The organism is Halomonas sp. V046, assembly GCF_052645355.1.
Genome location: NZ_JBQXYF010000007.1, coordinates 171,365 through 194,535, shown reverse-complemented (window position 1 = coordinate 194,535; position 23,171 = coordinate 171,365). Strand labels below are relative to the sequence as shown.

21 protein-coding genes and 1 pseudogene are annotated in these 23,171 nt (G+C 63.5%); 11 read left to right on the top strand and 11 right to left on the bottom strand.

Translation table 11 applies throughout. The annotated features are described in order from the left end of the window. The first annotated feature begins 43 nt into the window (after nucleotides 1-43). Entirely contained in the window at nucleotides 44-976 is a 933-nt protein-coding gene (locus ACUN9Y_RS11405) for a LysR family transcriptional regulator (RefSeq protein WP_445460838.1), read from the top strand. A gap of 6 nt (nucleotides 977-982) precedes the next feature. On the opposite strand, the gene ACUN9Y_RS11400 is transcribed toward ACUN9Y_RS11405, so the two are convergent. The 4 genes from ACUN9Y_RS11400 to xsc all read right to left on the bottom strand — a co-directional run bounded on the left by ACUN9Y_RS11400 (nucleotide 983) and on the right by xsc (nucleotide 5,739). After that, nucleotides 983-1,723, bottom strand: coding sequence for a hypothetical protein (locus ACUN9Y_RS11400; protein ID WP_445460837.1), 741 nt, complete (start codon nucleotides 1,721-1,723; stop codon nucleotides 983-985). Between the two features lie 76 nt (nucleotides 1,724-1,799). Then, nucleotides 1,800-2,579 carry a TSUP family transporter gene (locus tag ACUN9Y_RS11395; RefSeq protein ID WP_445460836.1) on the bottom strand — a complete coding sequence of 260 codons (780 nt, stop codon included), beginning with the start codon at nucleotides 2,577-2,579 and terminating at the stop codon, nucleotides 1,800-1,802. A 166-nt stretch (nucleotides 2,580-2,745) separates the two neighbouring features. Continuing rightward, entirely contained in the window at nucleotides 2,746-3,750 is a 1,005-nt protein-coding gene (gene pta / locus ACUN9Y_RS11390; protein WP_445460835.1) for a phosphate acetyltransferase, read from the bottom strand. 168 nt (nucleotides 3,751-3,918) lie between these two features. Further along, nucleotides 3,919-5,739, bottom strand: a complete 1,821-nt coding sequence (gene xsc / locus ACUN9Y_RS11385) for a sulfoacetaldehyde acetyltransferase (RefSeq protein WP_445460834.1) — start codon at nucleotides 5,737-5,739, stop codon at nucleotides 3,919-3,921. 263 nt (nucleotides 5,740-6,002) lie between these two features. Here xsc and ACUN9Y_RS11380 point away from each other — a divergent pair, with 263 nt between their 5' ends. After that, entirely contained in the window at nucleotides 6,003-6,839 is an 837-nt protein-coding gene (locus ACUN9Y_RS11380) for an IclR family transcriptional regulator (protein ID WP_445460833.1), read from the top strand. A gap of 138 nt (nucleotides 6,840-6,977) precedes the next feature. Continuing rightward, on the top strand, nucleotides 6,978-8,108 hold the full coding sequence (locus tag ACUN9Y_RS11375; protein ID WP_445460832.1) for an aminotransferase class V-fold PLP-dependent enzyme: 1,131 nt from the start codon (nucleotides 6,978-6,980) through the stop codon (nucleotides 8,106-8,108). Nucleotides 8,109-8,392: 284 nt separating this feature from the next. On the opposite strand, the gene ACUN9Y_RS11370 is transcribed toward ACUN9Y_RS11375, so the two are convergent. The 7 genes from ACUN9Y_RS11370 to ACUN9Y_RS11340 all read right to left on the bottom strand — a co-directional run bounded on the left by ACUN9Y_RS11370 (nucleotide 8,393) and on the right by ACUN9Y_RS11340 (nucleotide 15,672). After that, entirely contained in the window at nucleotides 8,393-8,998 is a 606-nt protein-coding gene (locus tag ACUN9Y_RS11370; RefSeq protein ID WP_445460831.1) for a Yip1 family protein, read from the bottom strand. A 658-nt stretch (nucleotides 8,999-9,656) separates the two neighbouring features. Next, complete coding sequence (cyoE, locus tag ACUN9Y_RS11365; protein ID WP_445460830.1) at nucleotides 9,657-10,550, bottom strand: heme o synthase; 894 nt, start codon at nucleotides 10,548-10,550, stop codon at nucleotides 9,657-9,659. 11 nt (nucleotides 10,551-10,561) lie between these two features. Further along, on the bottom strand, nucleotides 10,562-10,888 hold the full coding sequence (gene cyoD, locus ACUN9Y_RS11360) for a cytochrome o ubiquinol oxidase subunit IV (RefSeq protein WP_445460829.1): 327 nt from the start codon (nucleotides 10,886-10,888) through the stop codon (nucleotides 10,562-10,564). A gap of 1 nt (nucleotide 10,889) precedes the next feature. After that, nucleotides 10,890-11,510 (bottom strand): cytochrome o ubiquinol oxidase subunit III, encoded by a 621-nt coding sequence (cyoC, locus tag ACUN9Y_RS11355; protein WP_445460828.1) that lies wholly within the window; start codon nucleotides 11,508-11,510, stop codon nucleotides 10,890-10,892. A gap of 2 nt (nucleotides 11,511-11,512) precedes the next feature. Further along, entirely contained in the window at nucleotides 11,513-13,495 is a 1,983-nt protein-coding gene (gene cyoB / locus ACUN9Y_RS11350; protein WP_445460827.1) for a cytochrome o ubiquinol oxidase subunit I, read from the bottom strand. Between the two features lie 3 nt (nucleotides 13,496-13,498). Next, nucleotides 13,499-14,476 (bottom strand): ubiquinol oxidase subunit II, encoded by a 978-nt coding sequence (cyoA, locus tag ACUN9Y_RS11345; RefSeq protein ID WP_445460826.1) that lies wholly within the window; start codon nucleotides 14,474-14,476, stop codon nucleotides 13,499-13,501. Between the two features lie 431 nt (nucleotides 14,477-14,907). Next, the gene (locus ACUN9Y_RS11340) at nucleotides 14,908-15,672 is read right to left on the bottom strand and encodes a DeoR/GlpR family DNA-binding transcription regulator (RefSeq protein WP_445460825.1); all 765 of its coding nucleotides are present in this window, start codon (nucleotides 15,670-15,672) and stop codon (nucleotides 14,908-14,910) included. Nucleotides 15,673-15,897: 225 nt separating this feature from the next. Between ACUN9Y_RS11340 and ACUN9Y_RS11335 the strand changes: the two genes are divergently transcribed. From ACUN9Y_RS11335 to cdd, 8 genes and pseudogenes are all read left to right on the top strand, one after another. Continuing rightward, nucleotides 15,898-16,701 carry an outer membrane protein OmpK gene (locus ACUN9Y_RS11335; protein WP_445460824.1) on the top strand — a complete coding sequence of 268 codons (804 nt, stop codon included), beginning with the start codon at nucleotides 15,898-15,900 and terminating at the stop codon, nucleotides 16,699-16,701. Nucleotides 16,702-16,714: 13 nt separating this feature from the next. Then, nucleotides 16,715-17,980, top strand: a complete 1,266-nt coding sequence (locus ACUN9Y_RS11330) for a NupC/NupG family nucleoside CNT transporter (RefSeq protein WP_445460823.1) — start codon at nucleotides 16,715-16,717, stop codon at nucleotides 17,978-17,980. 71 nt (nucleotides 17,981-18,051) lie between these two features. Beyond that, a complete protein-coding gene (gene deoC / locus ACUN9Y_RS11325) occupies nucleotides 18,052-18,831 on the top strand; it encodes a deoxyribose-phosphate aldolase (protein WP_445460822.1) in 780 nt (259 codons plus the stop codon). Then, a complete protein-coding gene (locus tag ACUN9Y_RS11320; protein ID WP_445460821.1) occupies nucleotides 18,831-20,213 on the top strand; it encodes a thymidine phosphorylase in 1,383 nt (460 codons plus the stop codon). Before deoC ends, ACUN9Y_RS11320 begins: the two co-directional genes overlap by 1 nt. After that, nucleotides 20,210-21,448, top strand: coding sequence for a phosphopentomutase (locus ACUN9Y_RS11315; protein WP_445460820.1), 1,239 nt, complete (start codon nucleotides 20,210-20,212; stop codon nucleotides 21,446-21,448). Before ACUN9Y_RS11320 ends, ACUN9Y_RS11315 begins: the two co-directional genes overlap by 4 nt. 18 nt (nucleotides 21,449-21,466) lie before the next feature. Then, nucleotides 21,467-21,547 (top strand): annotated as a pseudogene (gene deoD, locus ACUN9Y_RS11310) (purine-nucleoside phosphorylase); the annotation flags it as partial. Between the two features lie 314 nt (nucleotides 21,548-21,861). Then, nucleotides 21,862-22,608 carry a purine-nucleoside phosphorylase gene (gene deoD, locus ACUN9Y_RS11305; protein ID WP_445460819.1) on the top strand — a complete coding sequence of 249 codons (747 nt, stop codon included), beginning with the start codon at nucleotides 21,862-21,864 and terminating at the stop codon, nucleotides 22,606-22,608. Next, nucleotides 22,605-23,126, top strand: coding sequence for a cytidine deaminase (cdd, locus tag ACUN9Y_RS11300; RefSeq protein ID WP_445460818.1), 522 nt, complete (start codon nucleotides 22,605-22,607; stop codon nucleotides 23,124-23,126). Before deoD (ACUN9Y_RS11305) ends, cdd begins: the two co-directional genes overlap by 4 nt. Nucleotides 23,127-23,171: the final 45 nt, after the last annotated feature.

Genomic DNA, 23,171 nt, shown 5'->3' with positions numbered 1-23,171 from the left:
TAGAGGCACCCACCAACACGCGTGGGACGCCGGAGGAACGCCCATGAAAGTTCGTCATCAGCTTCGCCAGCTTCAGATATTTCGCGAGGTTGTGCACACCGGCAGCCTGTCGAAGGCCGCCCGTCGCCTGGAGCTCAGCCAGCCGGCGGTCAGCTCGGCCATCGCCAATCTCGAGCAGGAGGTGGGGTTCTTGCTGTTTCGCCGCAACAACTACGGCACCGAGCTGACCCCCGAAGCGCGCTATCTGATGGAGGGCGTCGACAAGGTACTGGCCTCGGTGACCCATCTGGACGAACTGGCCGATGGCCTGCGCCAGGGCCGTGCGGGGAAGCTCATCCTGGGCTGCATGCCGGGACTCTCGCCCACCGCCATGCCCGGGATCATGGCCGACTACCTGGCCGACTATCCCGCTACCCGACTGTCGCTGCAGACCTTCAGCTCGCGCAAGATTCGTGACTGGGTGGCCGAGGGCCAGTTCGACGTCGGGGTGATCGAGCGTCAGGACGACCTGCATGATCTCGAGGCCCGCCACCTGGCCCTGCGCATGCACCTGGCGGTACCGTGCCATAGCCCGCTGGCAGGTCTTGCCCAGGTCGACGCCGCGGATCTCGACGGCAAGGCCTTGATCACCTTGGATGAGCACCACCAGAGCACGCTCAAGTTGAAGCAGGCGCTGCGGCAAGCCGGCGCCGACTGGCAGATCGCCGCCGAGACCCACCTGTTTCCCTCCGCCATCAGCCTGGTCAATGCCGGCATCGGCCACGCCCTAGTAGACCCGGTCTCCGCCTGGAACTTTCTGATGCGCCGCGACTGCGCCGTGGCCATCCTGCCCTTCACACCCGCCATCGACCTCGATATCGCCGTGATTACCTCGCGTTTTCACACAAGCTCGCGCCAGTGCCAGCGATTTCTCCCCTACCTGGAGAAGGGACTCGATGACTGGCACCGGCGCGCCCTCTCACCGCTCTGCCCCTGACACCGCCTAGGCCGTGACGTTCTGGTCGAATCCAGATCGTCCCTTGCCCGCTGCGGCCCGGACGATCAGCTCGAGAGCGGGCACGATATCGTAGACCGGGCAGCCCGCCTCTCGGCGCACCACCTCGGCGAAAGCGCTCAGGTCGGTGCATTCCAGCACCACCGCGTCCAGTGGCGTTCGCGCCTTGAGCCGTCGGGTCGCCTGGGCAAGCTCATGAGCCATGGCGGCAAGATCAAGATCATCGCGGCGCCCTTCCAGGATCACCTGACGAAACTCGTCACCGTCCTCGAGCCCCTGCACCACCGGTGGCTCACCCTGCCAGCCCGCGCCGGTGAAGTGGGCGGGCTTGAGCGCACCGGCGTCCGCCGTCAACACACCGACACGCCCCAGCCCACCGTGCACGCTGGCCAGCCACGGCAACAGGGTCAGACTGGACAGCACCACGGGGATCGACACCGCAGACGCCACCTCTGGCTGATAGCGCGCCATGAAGCCGCAACTGCCGGCTATCACGGCCACCCCGTCGGCCTCGAGTTGCCTGGCGCGATTAACGAGGAGCTCACGCAGATCATCACCAGGCGCCTTGAGCAGACGCGGAATGTCCACTCCCTCCAGTACGGCGTAAACCACCGGATAGCCAAAGGTACGGGGATTGCGCAGATGCCCGAGGGGTTTGGCAAAGCGCGAATCCAGACACAGCACCCCAAGAGGGGGCTGGGTGTGGCGAACGCCACCTTGTATCGCCATCGTGTCTCTCCAAGCGGCTAAGACCGTATCGGCGGGAGCGAACAGGCACCAAGCCACGCCCACCGCCGTCAGGCTGCTAGATGAGCGAGCCGGCGGCGTCGATCAGCAGACCGCCACCGATAAAGACCAGGGTCAGCATGGCCACCCGGCGCATCGTCGGTGCCGAGCACGGCGGTGGAAACCGCCGTCCCATCCAGGTCGCCACCGCCACCACCGGCATCGCCCACACGGCCAGCCCCCACACCTCGGGGGTCAGGCCGCCCTGAAGGCCCACATAGAGGGTGCGCGCCGTGGACGTGATGGCGAAGCACAGGATCAGCATCAGCCGAATGGTGTTGAGCGACAGCGGCTGACGATAGCAGTGATAGATCGCCGGTGGGCCGGGCATGCCGAACAGGCCACCCAACAGGCCGGTGAAGACGCCCCAGGCGGCGAAGGTCCAGGGCGCAGACACCGCAGCGTGCGGGCGAGGCTTCATGCCGACACTCAGGCCGCCATAGAGCACCAGGGCCCCCAGCAACAGCGTCAACAGCGTCTCTGCCGACTCGCTGAGCCAGGACAGCAACCACACCCCCGCGGCGATCGACGGCACGATGCCAAGCGCCAGCGCCCCGACCCGGCGCTTGTCCAGGCCGGCGATGCCACCGGGCAGCGCGACGGCGCTGTTGACCATCGTCACCAGGCTGACCACGGCGGCCAGCACCGTCACCGGGGCCAACCCCAGGCCGCCGGCGGCGCCGATCACGATCATGCCGAGACCGAAGCCGGCCACCGTGTGCAGGTAACTGGCCAAGGCCGCGATGATCAACACCCCCGCGAGCGCCCAGACGTCGAGCCCCGCACTCAGCATTTCCATGCCATGACTCCTTTGCCGCGGCGCCGCCGCTGGACACCGATTGCCACCTGCCATCGCCCGATCGAGGACATATCTCGGCCTATGGCCTCCCCTGGCGTCCACCCGCTGAGACTCCACATCAAACCGTCACCGCGGGACCCTCCTCGACGCACCACCCGTAACACATTCAGACCGACAGGCGCTGGGCCTGAACCGTCGTTACCGTGATCACGTTGACGATATCGTCGACGCTACAGCCCCGCGACAGGTCGTTGGCGGGCTTGGCGAGCCCTTGCAGCAACGGGCCGATGGCCTCGGCGCCGCCGATCCGCTCGGCGAGCTTGTAGCCGATGTTCCCCGCCTCCAGGTTGGGAAAGATCAGCACGTTGGCCTTGCCACCGACCCTGGACTCCGGGAGCTTGCGCTCGGCGATCTCGGCGACGATGGCCGCATCGAGTTGCACGTCTTCGTCGATGGCAAGCTCGGGGCGATCGCGCTTTACCCGACGCGCCGCCGCCACCACCTTGTCCACCGAACCGTGGTGGGCGCTGCCGCTGGTCGAGAATGACAGCATGGCGACCCGCGCCGGTTCATCCAGCAACGCCTCGGCACTCGCGGCCGCGGCGAGAGCAATCTGGGCCAGCTGGTCGGCGTCAGGGTCCACTACCAGACCGCAGTCGGAGAAGATCATGCCGCCCTTCAAGCTATGAAACGGCTTGCACAACATCATCAGAAAGAAGCTCGACACCAGCCGAGCCCCGGGCGCCAGCCCGATCAGTTGAATGGCCGAGCGCACGACGTCGGCGGTGGTGTGCACCGCGCCCGCCACGCTGCCATCGGCCAGTCCCTCGGCGACCATCAGGTTAGCAAACGTCAGCGGATCGCCGACGCCGGTGGCGGCCTCTTCACGGGTCATGCCCTTGTGCCGCCGCAATTCATAGAGGCGCTCAGCCAGGCGCGGCGCGAGCTCTGATCGTTGTGGGTCGACCAGTGTCATGGCCGCAAGAGAGACATTGGCCAGATCGGCGGCACGCGCGAGCTCGGCGCCATCACCGACCAGGATGATGGTGGCGTAGCCCTGCTCCGTGGCTCGCGCCGCGGCCTCCAGGATCCGGGCATCGGCCCCTTCACACAAGACGATCCGCTTCGGCTCGGCCCGGGCCAGCTCACGGACATGGTTCAGTGCTTTCATCGATTCACACTCCCAACGGACGCGGCCCCAGGGGGACGCCCTCAATGGTCGCCGGTCGACGTCGAAAAAAACCCTGGCACAGGGCCAGGGCAAGAGGTCGTGCCGGACAAGGGTCGGCGCGGCAAGCCAGACAGGAGTCACCGCGCCTTGACCGTGCAATTCCCGCCGTTACACGTAGTCCTGGTACTTCTCCAGCATCCGCACCGGCTTCTTGAGAGCGTCGCGGCGGAAGGGGTCGCCAAGCTCACGGGTACACATGATCTCGATAATGCAGGTCTTGCCTTCGTTCATCTGCATGTCGACCGCCTTCTTCAGTGCCGGACCGACGTCCTCGAGGCGATCCACGGTGATGCCCTCGGCGCCCATGGCGCGGCCGATCTCGGCGAAGCTCTCGTTGTCGAGCTCGCCGGCCACGAAGCGGCGGTTGTAGAAGTCGACCTGGTTCTTCTTCTCGGCGCCCCACTGGCGGTTGTGGAACACCACCGCGGTGACCGGGATGCCGTGGCGCACGGCGGTCATGGTTTCCATCAGGCTCATTCCCCAGGCGCCGTCGCCGGCATAGGCGATGGCCGGGCGGTGCGGCGCAGCGGTCTTGGCGCCGATGATGGTCGGCAGCGCGTAGCCGCAGTTGCCGAAGCTCATCGGGGCGAAGAAGCTGCGCGGCTTGTCGAAGCGCAGATAGCTGTGGGCCACGGAGTTGATGTTGCCGATATCGGTGGACACCATCACGTCTTCCGGCATGGCCTTCTCGAGCTCACGCAGAACCTGGCGCGGATGCAGATATTCACCGCCAGAGAACGGCTTCTCGTCCTTGGCCTCGTCGATGGCATCCAGCGAGAACGGATCACGCTCATGGGTCCACTCGTCGAGTTCCGCTTCCCAAGCCTCCTTCTCGGCCTTGAGCGTGGCCAGACGCTCGTCCTTGGTCGCATCGCACACCAGGTTGCGGCTTTCCAGACGCTGGCTGAGTTCGACGGCGGCGGCCTTGGCGTCGCCACAGATGCCCACGGAGATCTTCTTCACCAGGCCCAGCATCTTGTGATCGGCGTCGACCTGGATGATCTTGGCGTCCTTCGGCCAATAGTCCATGCCGTGCTGCGGCAGGGTACCGAAGGGCCCGAGGCGAGTACCCAGCGCCAGGACCACATCGGCCTGTGCGATCAACTTCATGCCGGCCTTGGAGCCTTGATAGCCCAGCGGGCCACACCACTGCGGGTGGCTGGCCGGGAAGGAGTCGTTGTGCTGGTAGCTATTCACCACCGGGGCGCCCAGGCGCTCGGCCAGGGCCTTGCACTCTTCCACGGCGTCGGCCATGACCACGCCACCACCGGATACGATCACCGGGAACTTGGCCTCGGCCAGCAATGCCGCGGCCTCGTCCAGAGACTGGGCGCCACCCGGGCCGCGGTCGATGCGGCGCGGCTCGGGAATCTCGGCCTCGATCTCGCCGTAGAAGTAGTCACGCGGAATGTTCAGCTGGGTCGGACCGATCTCCGACATGGCACGCTCGAAGCAGCGACCGGTGTACTCGGCCATGCGCGACGGATGGGTCACGTGGCCCTGGTACTTGGTGAACTCCTGGAACATCGGCAGCTGGTTGCACTCCTGGAAACCGCCCAGGCCAATGCCGGTGGTGCCGGTTTCCGGGGTGATCATGACCACCGGGCTGTGGGCCCAATAGGCCGCGGCGATGCCGGTCACGCAGTTGGAGATGCCGGGGCCGTTCTGGCCGATGACCACGCCATGGCGACCGGACACACGAGCATAGCCATCTGCCATGTGGGCGGCGCCCTGCTCGTGCACCACCGGGATCAGACGAATGCCGGCCGGCGCGAAGATATCCATGGCGTCCATGAAGGCCGAGCCCATGATGCCGAACATGTCGGTCACGTCGTTGGCGACCAGGGTTTCGACGAAGGCCTCGGAGGGCGTCATCTTTTGCTTACCCTTCACGACCTGGCGGTTGTTGGTGTTGTCGTTGTGACTCATGGGCTCCTCCACGGAACAAGAGCGGACTTTAGGTGTGCATTCAGCGAGGTCTGGCGCGGCCCGCCTCCCGCCGATGATTCGCTAGGCGCCATTCGCGGTGCCAGACGAAAATTTACCAATTTTTGATACTCAAGGTTCCGATTTGCGGAACTTGAGCAAAATGTAGCCGCCTGCGTCGACGCCGTCAACATAGATTTCAAAAAACGGGACAAATTGACTTATTTTCAGGAATCGATACACTCAGCGCACAGGGAGACGACGCCATGACCACACCGCGCTTGGACACCAAGAGTATCGAAGGAGACACCCCGGCCCAGCGCCTGCTGGGACTGCTCGAGGTGATCGCAGAAAAGGATCAGTACTTTACGTTGCAGAGCCTGGTCGAGGAGACCGGCATGCCCAAGCCCACCCTGCATCGTATGCTTCAGCAACTCGAGAACTCGGGCATGCTGCAAAGGGAGGCGGATAACCGGCACTACAGCAAGGGCACGCGCTTGCGGCGACTGGCCGAGACGCTATTGCTCAACGACACCGTTCAGGGCGCGCGTCACGCGGTCCTGCGCGAACTGGTTCGCGAGGTCGGGGAAAGCTGCAACATCACCGCCCTTTCCGGCAGCGAGGTGCTGTATCTCGACCGCGTCGAGACCCAGGCCCCGCTGCGCTTCTATCTGCATCCGGGCTCTCGGGTGCCGGCCCACTGCTCGGCCAGCGGCAAGCTGTTCCTGGCCCAGATGGGCGCCACCCAACGTCGTCGCCTGCTCAGCGAGATGCCCCTGGAGGCCTTCACGCCCAAGACCCTGGTCGACGTCGACGCCATCGACGCCGAGATCGAGGCGGTGAAGCACAACGGCTACGCCTTCGACGATGAGGAATTCCTGCCGGGGCTCTTGTGCATCGCCGTCCTGGCCCCCAATCCGACAGGCGTCTCCAACGTCGGCCTGGCCATTCAAGCACCGGTCATGCGCATGGATCGCGAGCGCGCCTTGAGCTGTCTGCCGGCGCTGGAGCGTGCCGCGGCGGCCATCGCGCGCATCAATCTCGGCGCCCTGCCCGACAACGAAGACGTCACTATCGATCACCCGGCGAGCCTCGAGGGCTGACCGGCTCGGTAGCTCGCCACCACGGGAAAGGCTCAGACCTTCGCCTCGCTGGCCGCTCGCGACAATAGACCGTATTCTTGCTAGACCCTGGTGCCGACGAGGCCGGCGCCTGCTTCACCCCAATAAAAGGAACTCGCCATGCCCGGCTTGCTGACCGACGTCGACCCCGATGGCCTGCTGGAATACTCGGTGGTCTACACCGACCGCTCGCTGAACCACATGTCGCAGAGCTTTCAGGCGGTGATGCGCGATGTATCGACCACGCTGAAGCGCGTCTACAACGCTCACTCCGCGGTGATCGTCCCCGGCAGCGGCACCTTCGGCATGGAGGCGGTAGCACGTCAGTTCGCCCAGAATCGCAATGCCCTGGTGATCCGCAACGGCTGGTTCAGCTATCGCTGGCACCAGATTCTGGAAATGGGCAAGATTCCGTCGGAGCTTTGCGTCGAGAAGGCGCGTCGCCTGGACGACAGCGACCCGCAGTCGCCCTTCGCCCCGGCCCCGATCGAGGATGTCGAAAAGGTCATCGAGCGCGCCCAGCCCGATATCGTGTTCATGCCCCACGTCGAGACCTCCTCCGGCATGATCCTGCCCGATGACTACATTCGTCGCGTCGCCGATGCGGTGCACGCCCACGGCGGCCTGGTCGTGCTGGACTGCATCGCCTCGGGCACCCTATGGGTCGACATGGCAGCGACCGGCGTCGATCTGCTCATCAGCGCCCCCCAGAAGGGCTGGAGCGGCTCCCCCTGCTGCGCCATGGTGATGCTCTCGGCCCATGCCAGGGAGATTATCGAGGAAACCACCAGCTCGAGCTTCGCCGCCGACTTGCGCAAGTGGCTATCCATCATGGAAGCCTACGAGCAAGGTGGTCACGCCTACCATGCCACCCTGCCCACCGACGGCTTGCGCAAGCTGCGTGACGTGATGAAGGAAACCGAGGCTTACGGTTTCGACAAGGTCATGGACGAGCAACTGGCGCTGGGACGCCGTGTGCGCGAAGTCCTTGCGGCCCACGGCTACCAGAGCGTTGCCGCCGAAGGCTTCGCGGCACCCGGCGTGGTGGTGTGCTACAACGACGACCCTGGCTTGGTCGGCAAGTTCGCCCAGGCCGGTCTACAGGTGGCCGCCGGTGTGCCGCTGATGTGCGACGAAGGCGATAACTTCCAGACCTTCCGCATCGGACTGTTCGGCCTCGACAAGCTGCATCACATCGAGCGCAGCGTGGAGCACCTGGAGAAGGCCCTGGCCCAGGTGGCCAAGGCCTGAGGCCGGGCTCCCGCCCCGGCCATGAACGCGGCCTGCGCGCGCCCTCGACGCCTCGCCCTAGACGCATAGCGCGCGACCGCTTCGCCACGAGGGCTTCGTCACCGCCAAGTTGGTCGCGCATAGCCACGAGAAGATGCGTACAGAAAAATGCGGGCTAGCAGCGCACACGCGAAACACGACGGGCGACCTTCCGGGTCGCCCGTCGTGTTTCCGTCATGGGAGATCTTGTCACGGGGAGGCTTCTACGCGCCGCTGGTGACAGACAGCCCTCTCGCCGCCGCCTATCAGGATAGAATAGAGAGGATGATGCGCTCGCCATAGCCCCACAGCAGAACGGTCAGGCCGAGCAGCGCTTCGAGCACCAGCACGCCGACCCCCAGGGTGGTGCTCGATACGATGAAGCCTTCCTTCTTGCTGATGTTAAGGAAGGAAGGAATGCCGAGATACAGCAGATACGCCGTGTAGCAAAGCCCCAGCACACCGGCCAGCAGGCACAGCCAGATCAGCGGATAGACCGCCACGATGCCGCTCAGGAACATCGGCGTCGCGACATACCCGGCGAAGATGACACATTGACTTTGGCTGGGAGGGTTCGGATAGCGCTTGGCCATGTACCGGATGACCTTGCCGACGACATAGACCGCCGCCAGGATCACCAGATAGAACACGATTCCTGCCCCGAGAGCATCGAGATAACTCAGCTGAATCTTGGTGCCACTTCCCAGATGCCAGCCGACCTGAGTGGTACCAATGTACGAGCAGATCACCGGGATGGCGGCAAGCAACAGCACATGGTGCGCGTAGAGGTGAGTGAGTGTCTCCCGCTCTTCCTTGATCTGGCTCCATTCGCGATTCGGGTGGGCCATCAATCCCCAAACGTGTGTCAGCATACTGACTCCCTCCTGCTACCGCTGAAGCTGAAATAAGGCAAACCAACCAGGGCCGCCCCTGTTGTCCTTAACTCGCAGTATAGATGCGAATTTTGGCTTTGCCGCACTCACCGTATAACTCATACACAAACTGTACAACATTAGCGTCAGGTAAGGTTCGGATGGCTCGGCGACGGCAGACGACTGAAGTGACCACCTCGCCCAGGGGGGCCGCAGCGCGAGGCCAGCGGCAGTGAACAATGGAGCGGGTCGACACCAGCTCCCGCTGGTTCGATGTGGCCTTGAACATGAACGGGACCCCATCGTGTGCTTTCGAGCGGGCAGTGCTGCCGCTGCGCCTTTCGTGCCCAGCCTCACCAGGACCGGCGCGCATTGCACACGCCAGCAGAGTGCAAACCCATGTGGCGAGAACCCCCTTCCTGGACAACTTCCGTGCCACAGGACACAAGGCTCGATGGGGCCTTGTGGCAAGGCCCCGTGCTCGTCCATTACCCATCCGGCAGTGCGTTGTTCCTGCACGAAACCATTGCGTTCACCGGCCTACATCGGTGGGCACAATACCGGCTGCGTATATGTATAAAAAAAGCCGGGCACGTGAGGCCCGGCGTTACGACGATCAGGGATGATCGTCTCTTGCTGCATTCTTGCGTCGCGCGACCTAGTACATCGAGGTCCACAGCGGCGTGCTGCTCGGCATCAGGGTCGCATCGAGCGACATCATCACGCTCAGCGCGGTGATGGTCAGGATCGAGATCCCGAACACCTGACGCGCCCAGCGCACGTTGTCTGTCGTGCGATAGCCCTTGGCCGCGATGTACAGCCAGTACACTCCCAGCACCAATGCGACCACGAAGTAGCCGGGGCCGGCGTAGCCGGCCAGGCTCAGCGATAGCGTGGCACCGATAAACGCCAGGATATAGCCCAGAATGTGGTGCTTCGCCGTGCCGATACCGCGCACCACCGGCAGCACCGGAATATTCGCGGCGCGATAGTCATCCATGCGGAAGATGGCAATGGCGTAGGAATGCGGCATTTGCCACAGGCTGAAGATGATCAACAGCGTCAGCGCACCGGTGTCGAAGCTGCCCGTCACCGCGCAATACCCCACCACCGGCGGCACCGCCCCCGACAGGCTCCCGACCAGGGTGCCGAACTCGGAGTTACGCTTCATGTAGAGGCTGTACGCCACCACATAAATCACGAAACCGAAGGCGGCAAGCCCCAGCGTCAGGAGGTTGGTTCCCAGCGCCAGCAGGCCGAAACCGGCAAGCCCCAGCAGGGTGGCGAAACGCAGCGTGGCCGCTTCGCTCACCCGCCCCTGCACCAGTGGGCGGTTACGGGTGCGCTCCATCAGCGCATCGATGTCCTGATCGATGACGTTGTTGAAGGCACAGCCCGAAGCGATCACCAGCGCAAGGCCCAGCAGTGCCGAGAAGAACACCAGCGCGTCGAACTGGCCCTGGGCGGCCAGAAAGTAGCCGCCCAGAACCGAGATCACATTGCCACCGATGATGCCCGGCTTGGTGATGGTGACGTAGTCCCTGATCATCATGCGACCCGGCGTCAGCCGATCATCGTGTTGAGATGAAGATGATGCATGATCCACAGGGAACCTCCGATGACCAGAACCAGAATCGTCACGGTGAAGACAAACGACATGACGTTCCAGCCTTCGTCAGCCTTGGTGCTCATGTGCATGAACAGCACCAGCTGCACCAGCAACTGAGCCACCGCGGTGGCCACGATGATGATCACCGTCGCACCGGTATCGAAAGAGCCGCTCATCACCGCCCAGAAGGGAATGATGGTCAACACGATGGACAGAATCAGGCCAGTCACGTAGGACTTGACGCTGCCGTGGCTGTGCTCTTCGTGAGAATGTCCGCTCATGTCACAGGACTCCCATCAGGTAGACGAAGGAGAATACGCAGATCCAGACGATATCCAGGAAGTGCCAGAACAGGCTCAGGCACATGATCCGCGGGCGAGTCACGTCGGTGAGGCCTTGCTTCTTGACCTGGATGATCATGACCAGGATCCAGATCAGACCGAAGGTCACGTGCAGACCGTGGGTGCCGACCAGGGTAAAGAAGGCCGACAGGAAGGCGCTGCGATCCGGACCGAAGCCTTCGTGGATCAGGTGCTGGAACTCGTAGATCTCCATCGCCACGAACGAGACGCCGAGGACGAAGGTGACCATGAGCCACTTGACGACACTGGCTGACTTCTTGGCGTTCATCGCCAACACAGCCATGCCGTAGGTGAAGCTCGAGAACAACAGCAGGAAGGTCTCGACCAGAATGAACGGCAACTGGAAGATCTCGCCCGGTGTCGGCCCCCCTGCCGTGCCCCTCAGGAGCACGGCGTAGGCGGCGAACAGTGATCCGAAGATCACCAGGTCGCTCATCAGGTAGACCCAGAAACCGAAGAGCTTCGTGCCCGAGGTATCGTGGTGGTCGTGGTCATGCCCGTCGGCATGACCGTCTTGGTTAGTCAGAGTGTCGGTTGCCATGATTACGCCTGCATCTCCACACGTTGTTGGTGCTCACGCTCGATGCGCTCCACCTCGGCCGCCGGAACGTAGTAGTCAACATCGTTGTTGAAGATACGTGCCATGAAGGTAGCGAACACACCGATACCACCGACAATTACCAGCCACCAGATGTGCCACACCAAGGCGAAGCCGGCGATCGTGGCAAACAGCGCCATGACCGGACCTTCCCAGGTATTCTTGGGCATGTGGATATCCTGGTACGGCGGCTTGGATACCGACGCCTTGCCGGAATTCGCCTGCTTCTGGTCCCAGAAGTCATCGATGCCGTTGATCTCGGGCAGGTGCGCGAAGTTGTAGAACGGCGCCGGAGACGACGTCGCCCACTCCAGGGTACGGGCATCCCACGGGTCGCCGGTCACGTCCTGGTTCTTCTTGCGATCGCGAACACTGACGATCAGCTGGATCACAGTGCACAGGATGCCGCACAGGATGATCACGGCGCCGACCCAGGCGATGATCATCATCGGCTGCCAGTCGCCGTTCTCATAGGACTGCATACGACGCACGGCACCGAAGAAGCTCAGCACGTACAGCGGCATGAAGGCGACGTAGAAGCCGATGATCCAGCACCAGAAGGAACGCTTGCCCCACTTCTCGTCGAGGGTGAAGCCGAAGGCCTTCGGGAACCAGTAGGTCAGGCCAGCCATCATGCCGAATACCACGCCGCCGATGATGACGTTGTGGAAGTGGGCGATGACGAACAGGCTGTTGTGCAACACGAAGTTGGCCGCCGGCACAGACAGCATCACGCCGGTCATGCCACCGAGAGTGAAGGTGATGATGAAACCCAGGGTCCACAGCACCGGAGAGGTGAACTCCAGACGCCCCCGGTACATGGTGAACAGCCAGTTGAAGATCTTCACGCCGGTCGGAATGGCGATGATCATCGTCATGATGCCGAAGAAAGCATTGACGTTGGCCCCCGCCCCCATGGTGAAGAAGTGGTGGAGCCATACCACGAACGACAGGAACGTGATGGCCACCGTCGCCCAGACCATGGTGCCGTAACCAAACAGACGCTTGCGCGCAAAGGTCGCAATGACCTCGGAGAACACCCCGAATGCCGGCAGGATAAGGATGTACACCTCAGGATGGCCCCAGGCCCAGATGAGGTTGACGTACATCATCATGTTGCCGCCAAAATCGTTAGTGAAGAAGTGCATGTCCAGATAACGATCGAGGGTGAGCAGCGCGATGGTGGCGGTCAGAATCGGGAAAGACGCGATGATCAGCACGTTGGCGCAAAGCGACGTCCAGGTGAAGATCGGCATGCGGAAAAGCGTCATGCCCTTGGTACGCATCTTCAGGATGGTGACGAAGAAGTTGATGCCGGTCAGCGTCGTGCCGATACCCGATATCTGCAACGCCCATATCCAGTAGTCCACCCCGACCCCGGGACTGTACTCCTTGCCCGACAAGGGCGCATAGGCGAGCCAGCCGGTCTGGGCAAACTCACCCACGAACAGCGAGATGTTGACCAGGATGACACCGGCCGCAAACAGCCAGAAGCTCAGGTTGTTGAGGAACGGGAAGGCCACGTCACGGGCGCCGATCTGCAGCGGCACCACCAGGTTCATCAGGCCGATGACCATGGGCATGGCGACGAAGAAGATCATGATCACGCCATGGGCGGTGAAGATCTGGTCATAGTGATGCGGCGGCAAAAAGCCCTCGGCACCCGCCGAGGCCATGGCCAACTGACTGCGCATCATGATGGCATCGGCGAAGCCACGAATCAGCATCACCAGGGCCACGAGGAAGTACATGATACCGAGCTTCTTGTGGTCGATGGACGTAATCCATTCCGTCCACAGATAGCCCCATTTCTTGAAGTAGGTGATACCGCCAGCGATCGCGAGTCCGCCCAGCACGATGGCCGCAACGGTCACCATGATGATCGGTTCGTGGTAGGGAATCGCCTCTAGGGTGAGTTTTCCGAACATAATTTACTCCGCTGCCTCCGCGCTCATGGACTCGCCGTGAGTCTCGGCCTCGCTACCGTGGCCGCCGCCTGAGCCGCTGCCATGCTCACCGGCCTGCGCCGCCATGTGCTCAGCATGACCACCGCCGGTGTGGAAGCTCTTGATGATGCTCTCGTAGAGAGCCGGGGATGTTTCGGAGAAGTACTGGATTACGTTGTTCTCGCTAGGCGCGGCGAGAGCGTAGTACTCCTCGGGGTAGGTCAGGGTCTTGGACGACTCGCGCACCTTGGCCACCCAGGCGTCGAAGTCTTCCTGGGAGCCCACATGGGCGTCGAAGGTCATCTCGGAGAACCCGGAACCGCTGTAGTTGGTCGAACGTCCCGGATACACTCCCGGCTCGTCGGCGATCAGGTGAACATCGTTATCCATGCCGGCCATGGCATAGATCTGGCTGCCGAGGCGCGGAATGAAGAAGGCATTCATTACCGAGCCTGAGGACACCCGGAAATGCACCGGGGTATCTTCCGGGAAAGCCAACTCGTTGACGGTGGCGATGCCCTGCTCCGGATAGATGAACAACCACTTCCAGTCGAGCGAAACCGCCTGGATCTCCATCGGCTCCTGCTGGCCTTCCTTCGCCTCCAGAGGCTTGTGCGGATCGAGGCTGTGAGAGGTGTAGTAGGTCAGCAGCGCCAAGAACACGATGATGACACACGGGATAAACCACACCACGGCTTCAATCTTGTTGGAATGGGCCCAGTCGGGTGCGTAGGTAGCGTCCTTGTTGCTGCGGCGATAACGCCACGCGAACGCCAACGTCAGCACAATGACCGGCACCACGACGATCTGCATCAGACCGAAGGCGGTGAGGATCAGTGTGCGCTGCTCCTGGCCGATTTCCCCCTTTGGATCCATCAGGGCGGAATCACAGCCCGCCAGTACCAGGGGAAGCGCCAGCATCAGCACGAAACTGAGCGCGCGCAGGTAAGTCTTTCTTCTCATGTAGCGACCTCGTCAGGGCTTGGAGGCGGAATACCAGAGCTCGCGAGCACGGGCTCGCGTGACGTGCCAGGACGGTCAGGCGCGGGAGGGCATCAGGGGGCTTGAAAAAGCCCGGCATCGTGCCCACCAACATCCATGCACCCACGGCGAAATCGCACTCCAATCCCGTAACGAGGCGTCAACCGGCGGTTGAACGGCCTAAATCAAATACAGATGGAATGCGACAGGTGCGTATTGTCGACAGGCGGAGCCGGCTTGAGAAGCGACGATTTGCCGCAGGGGTGTCGCACCCTGGCTTGACCTGGGTCCAGATCGTGCGGTCATGGCGGCCATCCAGGAGACGCTGGACAGCCGACTGCTGCCCTTTGCCGTTCGGATATTGGCGCGTGGGGGAACTGCTACTCGAGTGCTACCGGAGCACTAGCCGAGTGCTAGATGGCGATCAGACGCGGCGCCAGCGCTGGCTGGCTCGCGAGCGCGGCAGCGGCCTGACCGTGCGTGATGATCAGATCAAGCTCTTCGAGCTTGCCGTAGAATGCCGGGCGCAAGGTTTCCCACTTGCTGTCATCGAAGACCAGAATGCGCTGGGCGGCGGTGGCCATGGCCGCCTGTTTCGGCGCAACTTCGTGGAAGTGGAAGCAACTGAGCCCGCGCTCCAGGTGGACACCGGCCGCCGACAGGAAGGCCCGGTTGATTCCCAGTCGACGTACCTGGCTCGCCATGTCGTCGGCTTCGAAGGACTGCGAGACCGCCTGGTAGAAACCGCCGAGCAATATCAGCCGCACCCCACTCATCGCGCTGATGGCGTTGGCCACGTTCAAGGCATAGGTCACCACCGTCAGGTCGCGATGAGACGACAGCTCTGCTAACAGGGGCATCAGGGTGGTACCGCAATCGATGAATAGCGTGTCCCCATCTTCGATGCAGGCGGCCGCCCGTCGACACAGCTGAGCCTTGATCTCGGTGCCGCGATCCTGCTGTGTGGCCAGGTCATAGACGGGGGCAAAATGCGGGTCGTCGCGACGCACCAGATGCCCGCCCATCAACATCAGCGGGCTTTCTCGCATCGACACATCCCGACGCAACGTCATTTCCGACACGCCACATAGGATGGCGGCATCGGCAAGCCGTAGGCTGCCACCGCCGGCAAGCGCTTGCAGCAACCTTTCCTGTCGCTGAACACTGCGTTGATTCATCGATACGCTCCCCTGGATCGCCCGGCTGCTGTGGCCTGTAGCCGCCCTGATTCAATAAGCATGCACTGAACTATGAACCTCGACCAGCCTTCACCTCAGGGTAAAAACGCCTGGGCACAAATGTTAAAAAAATAACATTAAGTGTTAGGATAGTCTCAGGAAAGGTTAGGCATGGCCTGGCCCCGCCTGTCTTCAACAACAACAGCACCCTGTTTGAGATTATCTATGCTGCACGCTCCCTCCCTGCGCCTTGCTGCACTCCCGTTTGCGCTCAGTCTGGTGCCTCAGTCGGCCGCCGCGGACGCTCCGCATTGGTCGTTCGCCAACCTGTCCGTCAACCGCCTCGATTGGTCCAGCGGTACCGAACAGCGTACCGCCGACGACGCCGCCAAGAGTGACTTCACCTACCTCGAGATCGAGGGTGGGGCCGGCTTCAGCTGGGGCGAGGTCTACGCCTTCGTCGACATCGAGAACCCCGGCCATGACCGCTTCGATGAAGCCAGCGGCGGGAGCGAAAACCTGCGCACCGCCGCCAAGGTCACCTCGCATCTGTACCTGGGGGAATCGCCCTTTTCGCTCTACCTGCACGTCTACGACTTCCGCGACTATGGCTACGACGGCCGCGAGCAGGACCAGGTCATCGGGCTTGGCTACCGCCACACGTTCGCCAGCGGGCTCTGGGTGAAACCCTTTCTCGCCGCCGCCCGGGTACAGAGCGATGGCTATACCGGTAGCAACGGCGGCATGCTCGGTTGGGTGGCGGGCTACGATTTCAGCGCCTTCGATCAGGCGTTTAGTGTGACCAACTGGCACGAGCAGACCTTCGACCGTGATGCTGAGTACCTGAGCCAGAACTACGTTGGCGCCCGCGCCGACAGTGTCGGGACCAATGGCGCCGTGGCATTGTGGTGGCACCCGCATCGCTTGATTACCACTGGCGTTCAGTACCGCTATGCCGACAACAAGCTTGGCACGCCGAAGCAGTATCAAAACGCGATGATCTACTCTCTTAAATTCAACTTCCTGTGAGGCGAAGGCACCCATGACCCTTTTGATGAGTCTGGTCGGCATGGCGACATTGATCGCCATCGCCGTGCTGTTTTCCTATAACCGCCGCGCCATTCGGTTGCGTACCGTCGTTGGCGCCTTCGCCATTCAGGCAGGCCTTGGCGCCTTCGTGCTCTACGTTCCTATCGGGCAGGACATTCTGAAGGCGGTATCCGATGCGGTCAGCCAGGTGGTGTTCTACGCCAACGATGGCATCGACTTCCTGTTTGGTGGCCTCGCCAACGTCGACAACATCGGCTTCGTCTTCGCGATCAAGGTGCTGCCGGTGATCATCTTCTTCTCGTCGTTGACCGCAGTGCTGTACTACCTCGGCATTATGCAGTGGGTCGTTCGCCTGCTGGGCGGCGGGCTGCAGAAGCTCCTCGGCACCTCACGCACCGAATCACTTTCGGCCACCGCCAACATCTTCGTCGGCCAGACCGAGGCACCGCTGGTCGTACGCCCCTTTATCGCCAAGATGACTCCCTCTCAGCTGTTTGCGGTGATGTGCGGCGGCCTCGCCTCGGTGGCGGGCTCGGTGCTGGCGGGTTATGCGGCTCTCGGCATCCCTATGGAGTATCTGGTGGCCGCCTCGTTCATGGCGGCACCCGGCGGGCTGCTGTTCGCCAAGCTGATCATGCCCGAGACCGACGAGCGCGCGGACGACGACGAGTCCACCAATGACATCATCGAAGACGAGGAGAAACCCGCCAACGTGCTGGACGCCGCCGCTTCCGGCGCCTCGTCCGGTATGCAGCTGGCCGCCAACGTCGGTGCCATGCTGCTCGCCTTCATCGCGCTGATCGCGCTGCTCAACGGTATCCTCGGTGGTGTCGGCGGCTGGTTCGGCTACGACGGTTTGAGCCTTGAGCTGATTCTTGGCTGGTTGTTCGCCCCGCTGGCCTTCCTGCTCGGCATTCCCTGGGAAGAGGCCACCCTGGCCGGCTCCTTCATCGGCCAGAAGCTCGTGGTCAACGAATTCGTCGCCTTTATCAATCTCGCGCCCTATATCGACGGCGAGCAGATCGTCGCCGCCACCGGCGAGGCGATGAGTGACCACACGGCAGCGGTGCTGTCGTTCGCCCTGTGTGGTTTTGCCAACCTATCCTCCATCGCCATCCTGCTCGGTGGCCTAGGCAGCATCGCGCCGAGCCGTCGCCATGAGATCGCCCGCTTTGGCCTCAAGGCGGTACTCGCCGGTACCCTGTCCAACCTGATGTCGGCCACCATCGCCGGGTTCTTCATCGCTCTCGGCGCCTGAGCGGTCGATACTTGCCTTCCTCATTCCACTCATTTCGCCGGGGCCACTGCCCTGGCGCATCGGAGCCTTCCATGTCCAACCTGACCCATATTGCCCGCCAGGCGCTGTCGCTGATGGATCTGACGAGCCTCAATGCCGACGACACCGACGCGACCACCGAGTCCCTGTGTCAGCGTGCCAAGACACCGGCCGGCAACCCCGCAGCCGTGTGCGTCTATCCGCAGTTCATCGTGCCGGCGCACCGCGCACTGACCGCCCATAGCCTGAGCGGCAAGGTCAAGATCGCCACCGTGACCAACTTCCCCGACGGCGGCGATGACATCATGGCCGCGGCGCGCGCCACCCGTGAAGCGGTCGCCTCGGGTGCCGACGAAGTCGACGTGGTCTTTCCCTACCGCGCATTGATGGGCGGCGATGACGGCATCGGTCAGGAGTTCGTCGAGATGAACAAGGCCGCCTGTGGCGACCGTACCTTGAAGGTGATTCTCGAGACAGGCGAGCTGAAGGACCCCGAGTTGATCCGTCGAGCCAGTGAGCAGGCGATTGCCGGCGGCGCCGACTTTCTCAAGACGTCCACCGGCAAGGTGGCCATCAACGCGACCCCGGAAGCGGCGCGCATCATGCTTGAAGCCATCCGCAAGGCCGATCGCCAGGTGGGCTTCAAGGCCGCCGGCGGCGTACGTACCGCCGAAGACGCGGCCATCTACCTGGCGCTTGCCGCCGATATCATGGGTGGCAACTGGGCATGCCCCGAGACCTTCCGCTTCGGCGCCTCGGGCCTGCTCGACAACCTGCTGCTGACCCTCGGCGTCGGCGTAGCGGGCGGGAGTGACACCGCCGGGGGGTACTGATGCTGATTCAGGATATCCTGGCGGCAAAACGTGACGGGGAGCCCCTCGAAGAGGCCCAGATTCGGCGCTTCATCGAGGCGGTTGCCGACGGCGAGGTCGGCGATGAACAAATCGGCGCCTTCACCATGGCGACCTACCTGCGCGGCATGTCCCTCGACGAGACCGTGGCGTTGACGGCGGCCACGCGGGACTCGGGCCGCGTCCTCGATCATGGCGCCCTCGCGCTGCCAGGGCCGGTGCTCGATAAGCACTCCACCGGTGGTGTCGGCGACCCGGTATCGCTGATTCTCGGGCCCTGGCTCGCCGCCTGTGGCGCCCACGTGCCGATGATCTCTGGCCGCGGCCTCGGCCACACCGGCGGGACCCTCGACAAGCTCGAGGCGATTCCCGGCTACAACGTCACCCCCGATCGAGCCACCTTCGAGCGTCTGCTCAAATCGCCGGGGGTCGCCATCGTCGGTCAAAGTGGCGATCTCGCCCCGGCGGACAAGCGGCTGTATGCAGTACGCGACGTCACCGCCACCGTGGCCTCGATGCCGCTGATCGTGGCCTCGATTCTCGGCAAGAAGCTCGCCGAAAGCCTCGATGCCCTGGTCATGGACGTCAAGATCGGCAATGGCGCCTTCCTCGCCGATGATGTCCAGACCCGAGCGCTCGCCACCACCATCGCCGATGTCGCCCGCCGCGCCGGCACGCCGACCTCGGTGCTGCTGACCGACATGAACCAGACCCTGGCCACCAGTGCCGGCAATGCCCTGGAGGTACGCGAGTGCCTCGACATCATGACCGGCAAGCGAGACTCCGGACGACTGCTCGACCTGACCCGCGAGCTGGCCGTCCAGATGCTGCTGGCCGGTCGTCTCGCCGCCAGCCGCGACGCGGCCACCGAGCGACTCGACCGTGCGCTGGGCAACGGCGAAGTCAGCGAACGCTTCTGCGCCATGGTCAGAGGGCTCGGCGGCCCGACGGATCTGATCGAGCGCCTCGACGATCACCTCGGCCATGCACCGATAGTGCGCGATCTCTACGCCCCCCACGACGCCATCGTCATCGGTCAGGACGTCAAGGCGCTCGGCATGGCCGTGGTCGCCCTCGGCGGCGGTCGTCGCCGCGCCGGTGACACCATCGACCCTCGGGTCGGGCTCGATCGTATCGCCGCCCTCGGCACCCGGGTCGACGCCACCACGCCGCTAGTGCGGATTCACGCGGCAAGCGAGGCCGACGCCGATGGCATCGCGGCCCGCCTGCTCGAGGCCTTCGTCCTCGATGCCAACATCGCTCGCGCCTCGGGCCTCACCGTCCCGCCGCTGATTCAAGAGGTCATGCTTGACCCCAGCGTCGCGGCATCGACGCCTTCCCCTCACGCAGGAGCCACGTCATGAGCCGCGCCATCATTCTGGTCATGGATTCCTTCGGCATCGGTGCTGCGCCGGATGCCGATCGCTTCGGCGACGCCGGCGCCGATACCCTGGGCCACATCGCCGCCGCCTGTGCCCGTGGCGAGGCCGATGATCGCGGCCGCCATGGTGCCTTGCGGCTGCCGAATCTCGCGGCACTCGGGCTCTTTCACGCCCACCGCGAGGCGACCGGTCACGCCGCAGAAGGCGTCGACCTGCCCGCCAGCGTCGAAGGCGCCTATGGCCATGCGCGAGAGGTGTCGTCGGGCAAAGATACGCCATCGGGCCACTGGGAAATCGCCGGCGTTCCGGTGCGCTTCGACTGGGGCTACTTCGAGGACAAGCAGCAGAGCTTTCCCCCGGCACTGCTGGAGGCCCTGATCGAGGAAGCCGAACTGCCCGGCGTGCTCGGCGACTGCCACGCCTCGGGAACCGACATCATCGCCCGCCTCGGCGAAGAACACTGCCGGAGCGGCAAGCCGATCGTCTACACCTCCGCCGACAGTGTCTTTCAGATCGCCGCCCACGAAGACAGCTTCGGCCTCGAGCGCCTGCTCGCCGTGTGTGAAACCGCCCGTCGCCTACTCGCGCCCTACAACATCGGCCGCGTAATCGCCCGGCCCTTCGTCGGCACCGACGCCGCGAGCTTCCAGCGCACCGCGAATCGCCGCGACTACAGCGTTAAGCCGCCCTCACCCACCGTGCTTTCACGGCTCACCGAGGCCGGCGGTGAGGTCATTGCCATCGGCAAGATCGCCGATATCTACGCCCACTGCGGCATTTCTCGCTCGATCAAGGCCGCAGGCCACGAGGCACTGATGGCGGCGACCCTCGAGGCCATGGACGACACGCGCAGTGGCAACGCCAACGGCTGCCTGGTGATGACCAACTTCGTCGATTTCGACATGGTCTACGGCCACCGGCGCGACGTGTCCGGCTACGCCGCAGCGCTCGAGGCCTTCGACACCCGCCTGCCAGAGCTCCTCGCTCGCCTGCAAGACGACGATCTGCTGGTGATCACCGCCGACCATGGCTGCGATCCCACCTGGCCAGGCACGGACCACACCCGGGAACACATCCCGGTCCTGGCGAAGGGCGCCGGCATCCCGGCCGGGTCGCTTGGCGCCCGAGCGAGCTTCGCCGACATCGGCCAGTCACTGGCCGACCTGTTCAACCTCGAACCGATGGACGATGGCGAGAGCTTCGTGATGCGCCGCTGACTAGACCAGGAGGCTTGCATGGCCACTCCCCACATCAAGGCCGAACGCGGCGACTTCGCCGATACGGTGCTGCTACCCGGCGACCCGCTGCGTGCCAGAGCCAGCATCGTCGAGACCGCTTAGTCTCGCCGGCGCCTTCGATATCAACGTCAGCCAAGGTGGCTACAGCCTCGTGCTGCGCTGCTGACCAGACCAGGAGGCTTGCATGGCCACTCCCCACATCAAGGCCGAACGCGGCGACTTCGCCGATACGGTGCTGCTGCCCGGCGACCCGCTGCGAGCCAGAGCCAGCATCGTCGAGACCGCTTAGTCACGGCGGGCGCCTTCGATATCAACGTCAGCCATCGTGGCGAAGGCTTCGTGCTGCGCTGCTGACCAGACCAGACCAGACCAGACCAGACCAGGAGGCTTGCATGGCCACTCCCCACATCAAGGCCGAACGCGGCGACTTCGCCGATACGGTGCTGCTACCCGGCGACCCGCTGCGTGCCCGATACATCGCCGAGACCTTTCTCGACGATGTCCGCCAGGTCAATGATGTTCGCAACATGCTGGGCTATACCGGCACCTACCGTGGCCGCGAGATATCGGTCATGGGCACCGGCATGGGCATCCCGTCGGTATCCATCTACGCCAAGGAACTGATCACCGAGTTCGGCGTCAAGCGATTGATTCGCGTCGGCTCCTGCGGTGCCGTGCGCGACGATATCGCCGTCCGTGATCTGGTCATCGGGCTCGGAGCTAGCACCGATTCGGCGGTCAACCGCACCCGCTTCATGGGGCTCGATTTGGCCGCCATCGCCGATTTTGAACTAACACGCCACGCGGTGGACGCCGCCGCCGACCATGGCGTATCGGTGAAGGTGGGCAATCTCTTCTCCGCCGACCTGTTCTACAACCCCAATGCCGAACTCGTCGACGTCATGCGTCGCTACGGCATCGTCGGCGTCGAGATGGAAGCCGCCGGCCTGTACGGCGTCGCCGCCGAATACGGCGCCCGGGCCATGACCATCTGTACGGTGTCAGACCACATCGTCAATGGCGATTCGCTGTCCAGCGACGACCGGGCAACCACCTTCGACGAGATGATGCGCATCGCCCTCGACGCCGTGCTGCGCGACGACGACACGCCAGACATCCAGGTGGGAGCAGACACATGAGCACAAACGGCGACACCAGCAGCAGCTGCGCCAGCGAGGGCAACGCCAGCGAGAACAACGCCAACGAGAACAACACCAATAAAAGCGGCACCGACGATCGCATCGATGCCGATATCATTGATGCCCTGGTCAGGGTTCGCGGCAATGCCTATGTGCCATATTCAAGCCATCCTGTGGGTGCCCTGCTCGAAACCTCCGATGGCACACGTTTCACCGGCGCGAATGTCGAAGTCGCCCACTACAAGGGCCTCTGCGCCGAAGCCTCGGCCATCGCCGCCATGATCAGCGCCGGCGGAGAACGACGCCTGAAGGCGGTCTACGTGATCGGACCGGGGGAGCACCTGTGCACGCCTTGCGGCGACTGTCGCCAGCGGCTGCGCGAATTCGCCACCGTGGATACCGTCATCCGAGTCGTCGACGCGAACGGCCGGCTGCTGCGCCGCTATAGCATGGACGAACTCCTGCCGGACTCCTTTGGCCCGGAAAATCTCGGCCAGGCGTCGAGCATGGGCCGCTGACTCGACGGCTATACACCGGCACACCATGCCAAGGAGCCGCCCTTC

Excerpts from the sequence above, each read along its gene's own strand:
- cyoB (WP_445460827.1), bottom strand. The coding sequence starts at position 13,495 with ATGTTCGGAAAACTCACCCTAGAGGCGATTCCCTACCACGAACCGATC.
- ACUN9Y_RS11330 (WP_445460823.1), top strand. The coding sequence starts at position 16,715 with ATGACCCTTTTGATGAGTCTGGTCGGCATGGCGACATTGATCGCCATC.
- cyoC (WP_445460828.1), bottom strand. The coding sequence starts at position 11,510 with ATGGCAACCGACACTCTGACTAACCAAGACGGTCATGCCGACGGGCAT.
- ACUN9Y_RS11380 (WP_445460833.1), top strand. The coding sequence starts at position 6,003 with ATGACCACACCGCGCTTGGACACCAAGAGTATCGAAGGAGACACCCCG.
- deoD (WP_445460819.1), top strand. The coding sequence starts at position 21,862 with ATGGCCACTCCCCACATCAAGGCCGAACGCGGCGACTTCGCCGATACG.
- ACUN9Y_RS11370 (WP_445460831.1), bottom strand. The coding sequence starts at position 8,998 with ATGCTGACACACGTTTGGGGATTGATGGCCCACCCGAATCGCGAATGG.
- cyoE (WP_445460830.1), bottom strand. The coding sequence starts at position 10,550 with ATGATGATCAGGGACTACGTCACCATCACCAAGCCGGGCATCATCGGT.
- cyoA (WP_445460826.1), bottom strand. The coding sequence starts at position 14,476 with ATGAGAAGAAAGACTTACCTGCGCGCGCTCAGTTTCGTGCTGATGCTG.
- xsc (WP_445460834.1), bottom strand. The coding sequence starts at position 5,739 with ATGAGTCACAACGACAACACCAACAACCGCCAGGTCGTGAAGGGTAAG.
- ACUN9Y_RS11340 (WP_445460825.1), bottom strand. The coding sequence starts at position 15,672 with ATGAATCAACGCAGTGTTCAGCGACAGGAAAGGTTGCTGCAAGCGCTT.
- cyoD (WP_445460829.1), bottom strand. The coding sequence starts at position 10,888 with ATGAGCGGACATTCTCACGAAGAGCACAGCCACGGCAGCGTCAAGTCC.
- ACUN9Y_RS11405 (WP_445460838.1), top strand. The coding sequence starts at position 44 with ATGAAAGTTCGTCATCAGCTTCGCCAGCTTCAGATATTTCGCGAGGTT.
- ACUN9Y_RS11315 (WP_445460820.1), top strand. The coding sequence starts at position 20,210 with ATGAGCCGCGCCATCATTCTGGTCATGGATTCCTTCGGCATCGGTGCT.
- cdd (WP_445460818.1), top strand. The coding sequence starts at position 22,605 with ATGAGCACAAACGGCGACACCAGCAGCAGCTGCGCCAGCGAGGGCAAC.
- ACUN9Y_RS11400 (WP_445460837.1), bottom strand. The coding sequence starts at position 1,723 with ATGGCGATACAAGGTGGCGTTCGCCACACCCAGCCCCCTCTTGGGGTG.
- pta (WP_445460835.1), bottom strand. The coding sequence starts at position 3,750 with ATGAAAGCACTGAACCATGTCCGTGAGCTGGCCCGGGCCGAGCCGAAG.
- ACUN9Y_RS11335 (WP_445460824.1), top strand. The coding sequence starts at position 15,898 with ATGCTGCACGCTCCCTCCCTGCGCCTTGCTGCACTCCCGTTTGCGCTC.
- deoC (WP_445460822.1), top strand. The coding sequence starts at position 18,052 with ATGTCCAACCTGACCCATATTGCCCGCCAGGCGCTGTCGCTGATGGAT.
- ACUN9Y_RS11320 (WP_445460821.1), top strand. The coding sequence starts at position 18,831 with ATGCTGATTCAGGATATCCTGGCGGCAAAACGTGACGGGGAGCCCCTC.
- ACUN9Y_RS11375 (WP_445460832.1), top strand. The coding sequence starts at position 6,978 with ATGCCCGGCTTGCTGACCGACGTCGACCCCGATGGCCTGCTGGAATAC.
- ACUN9Y_RS11395 (WP_445460836.1), bottom strand. The coding sequence starts at position 2,579 with ATGGAAATGCTGAGTGCGGGGCTCGACGTCTGGGCGCTCGCGGGGGTG.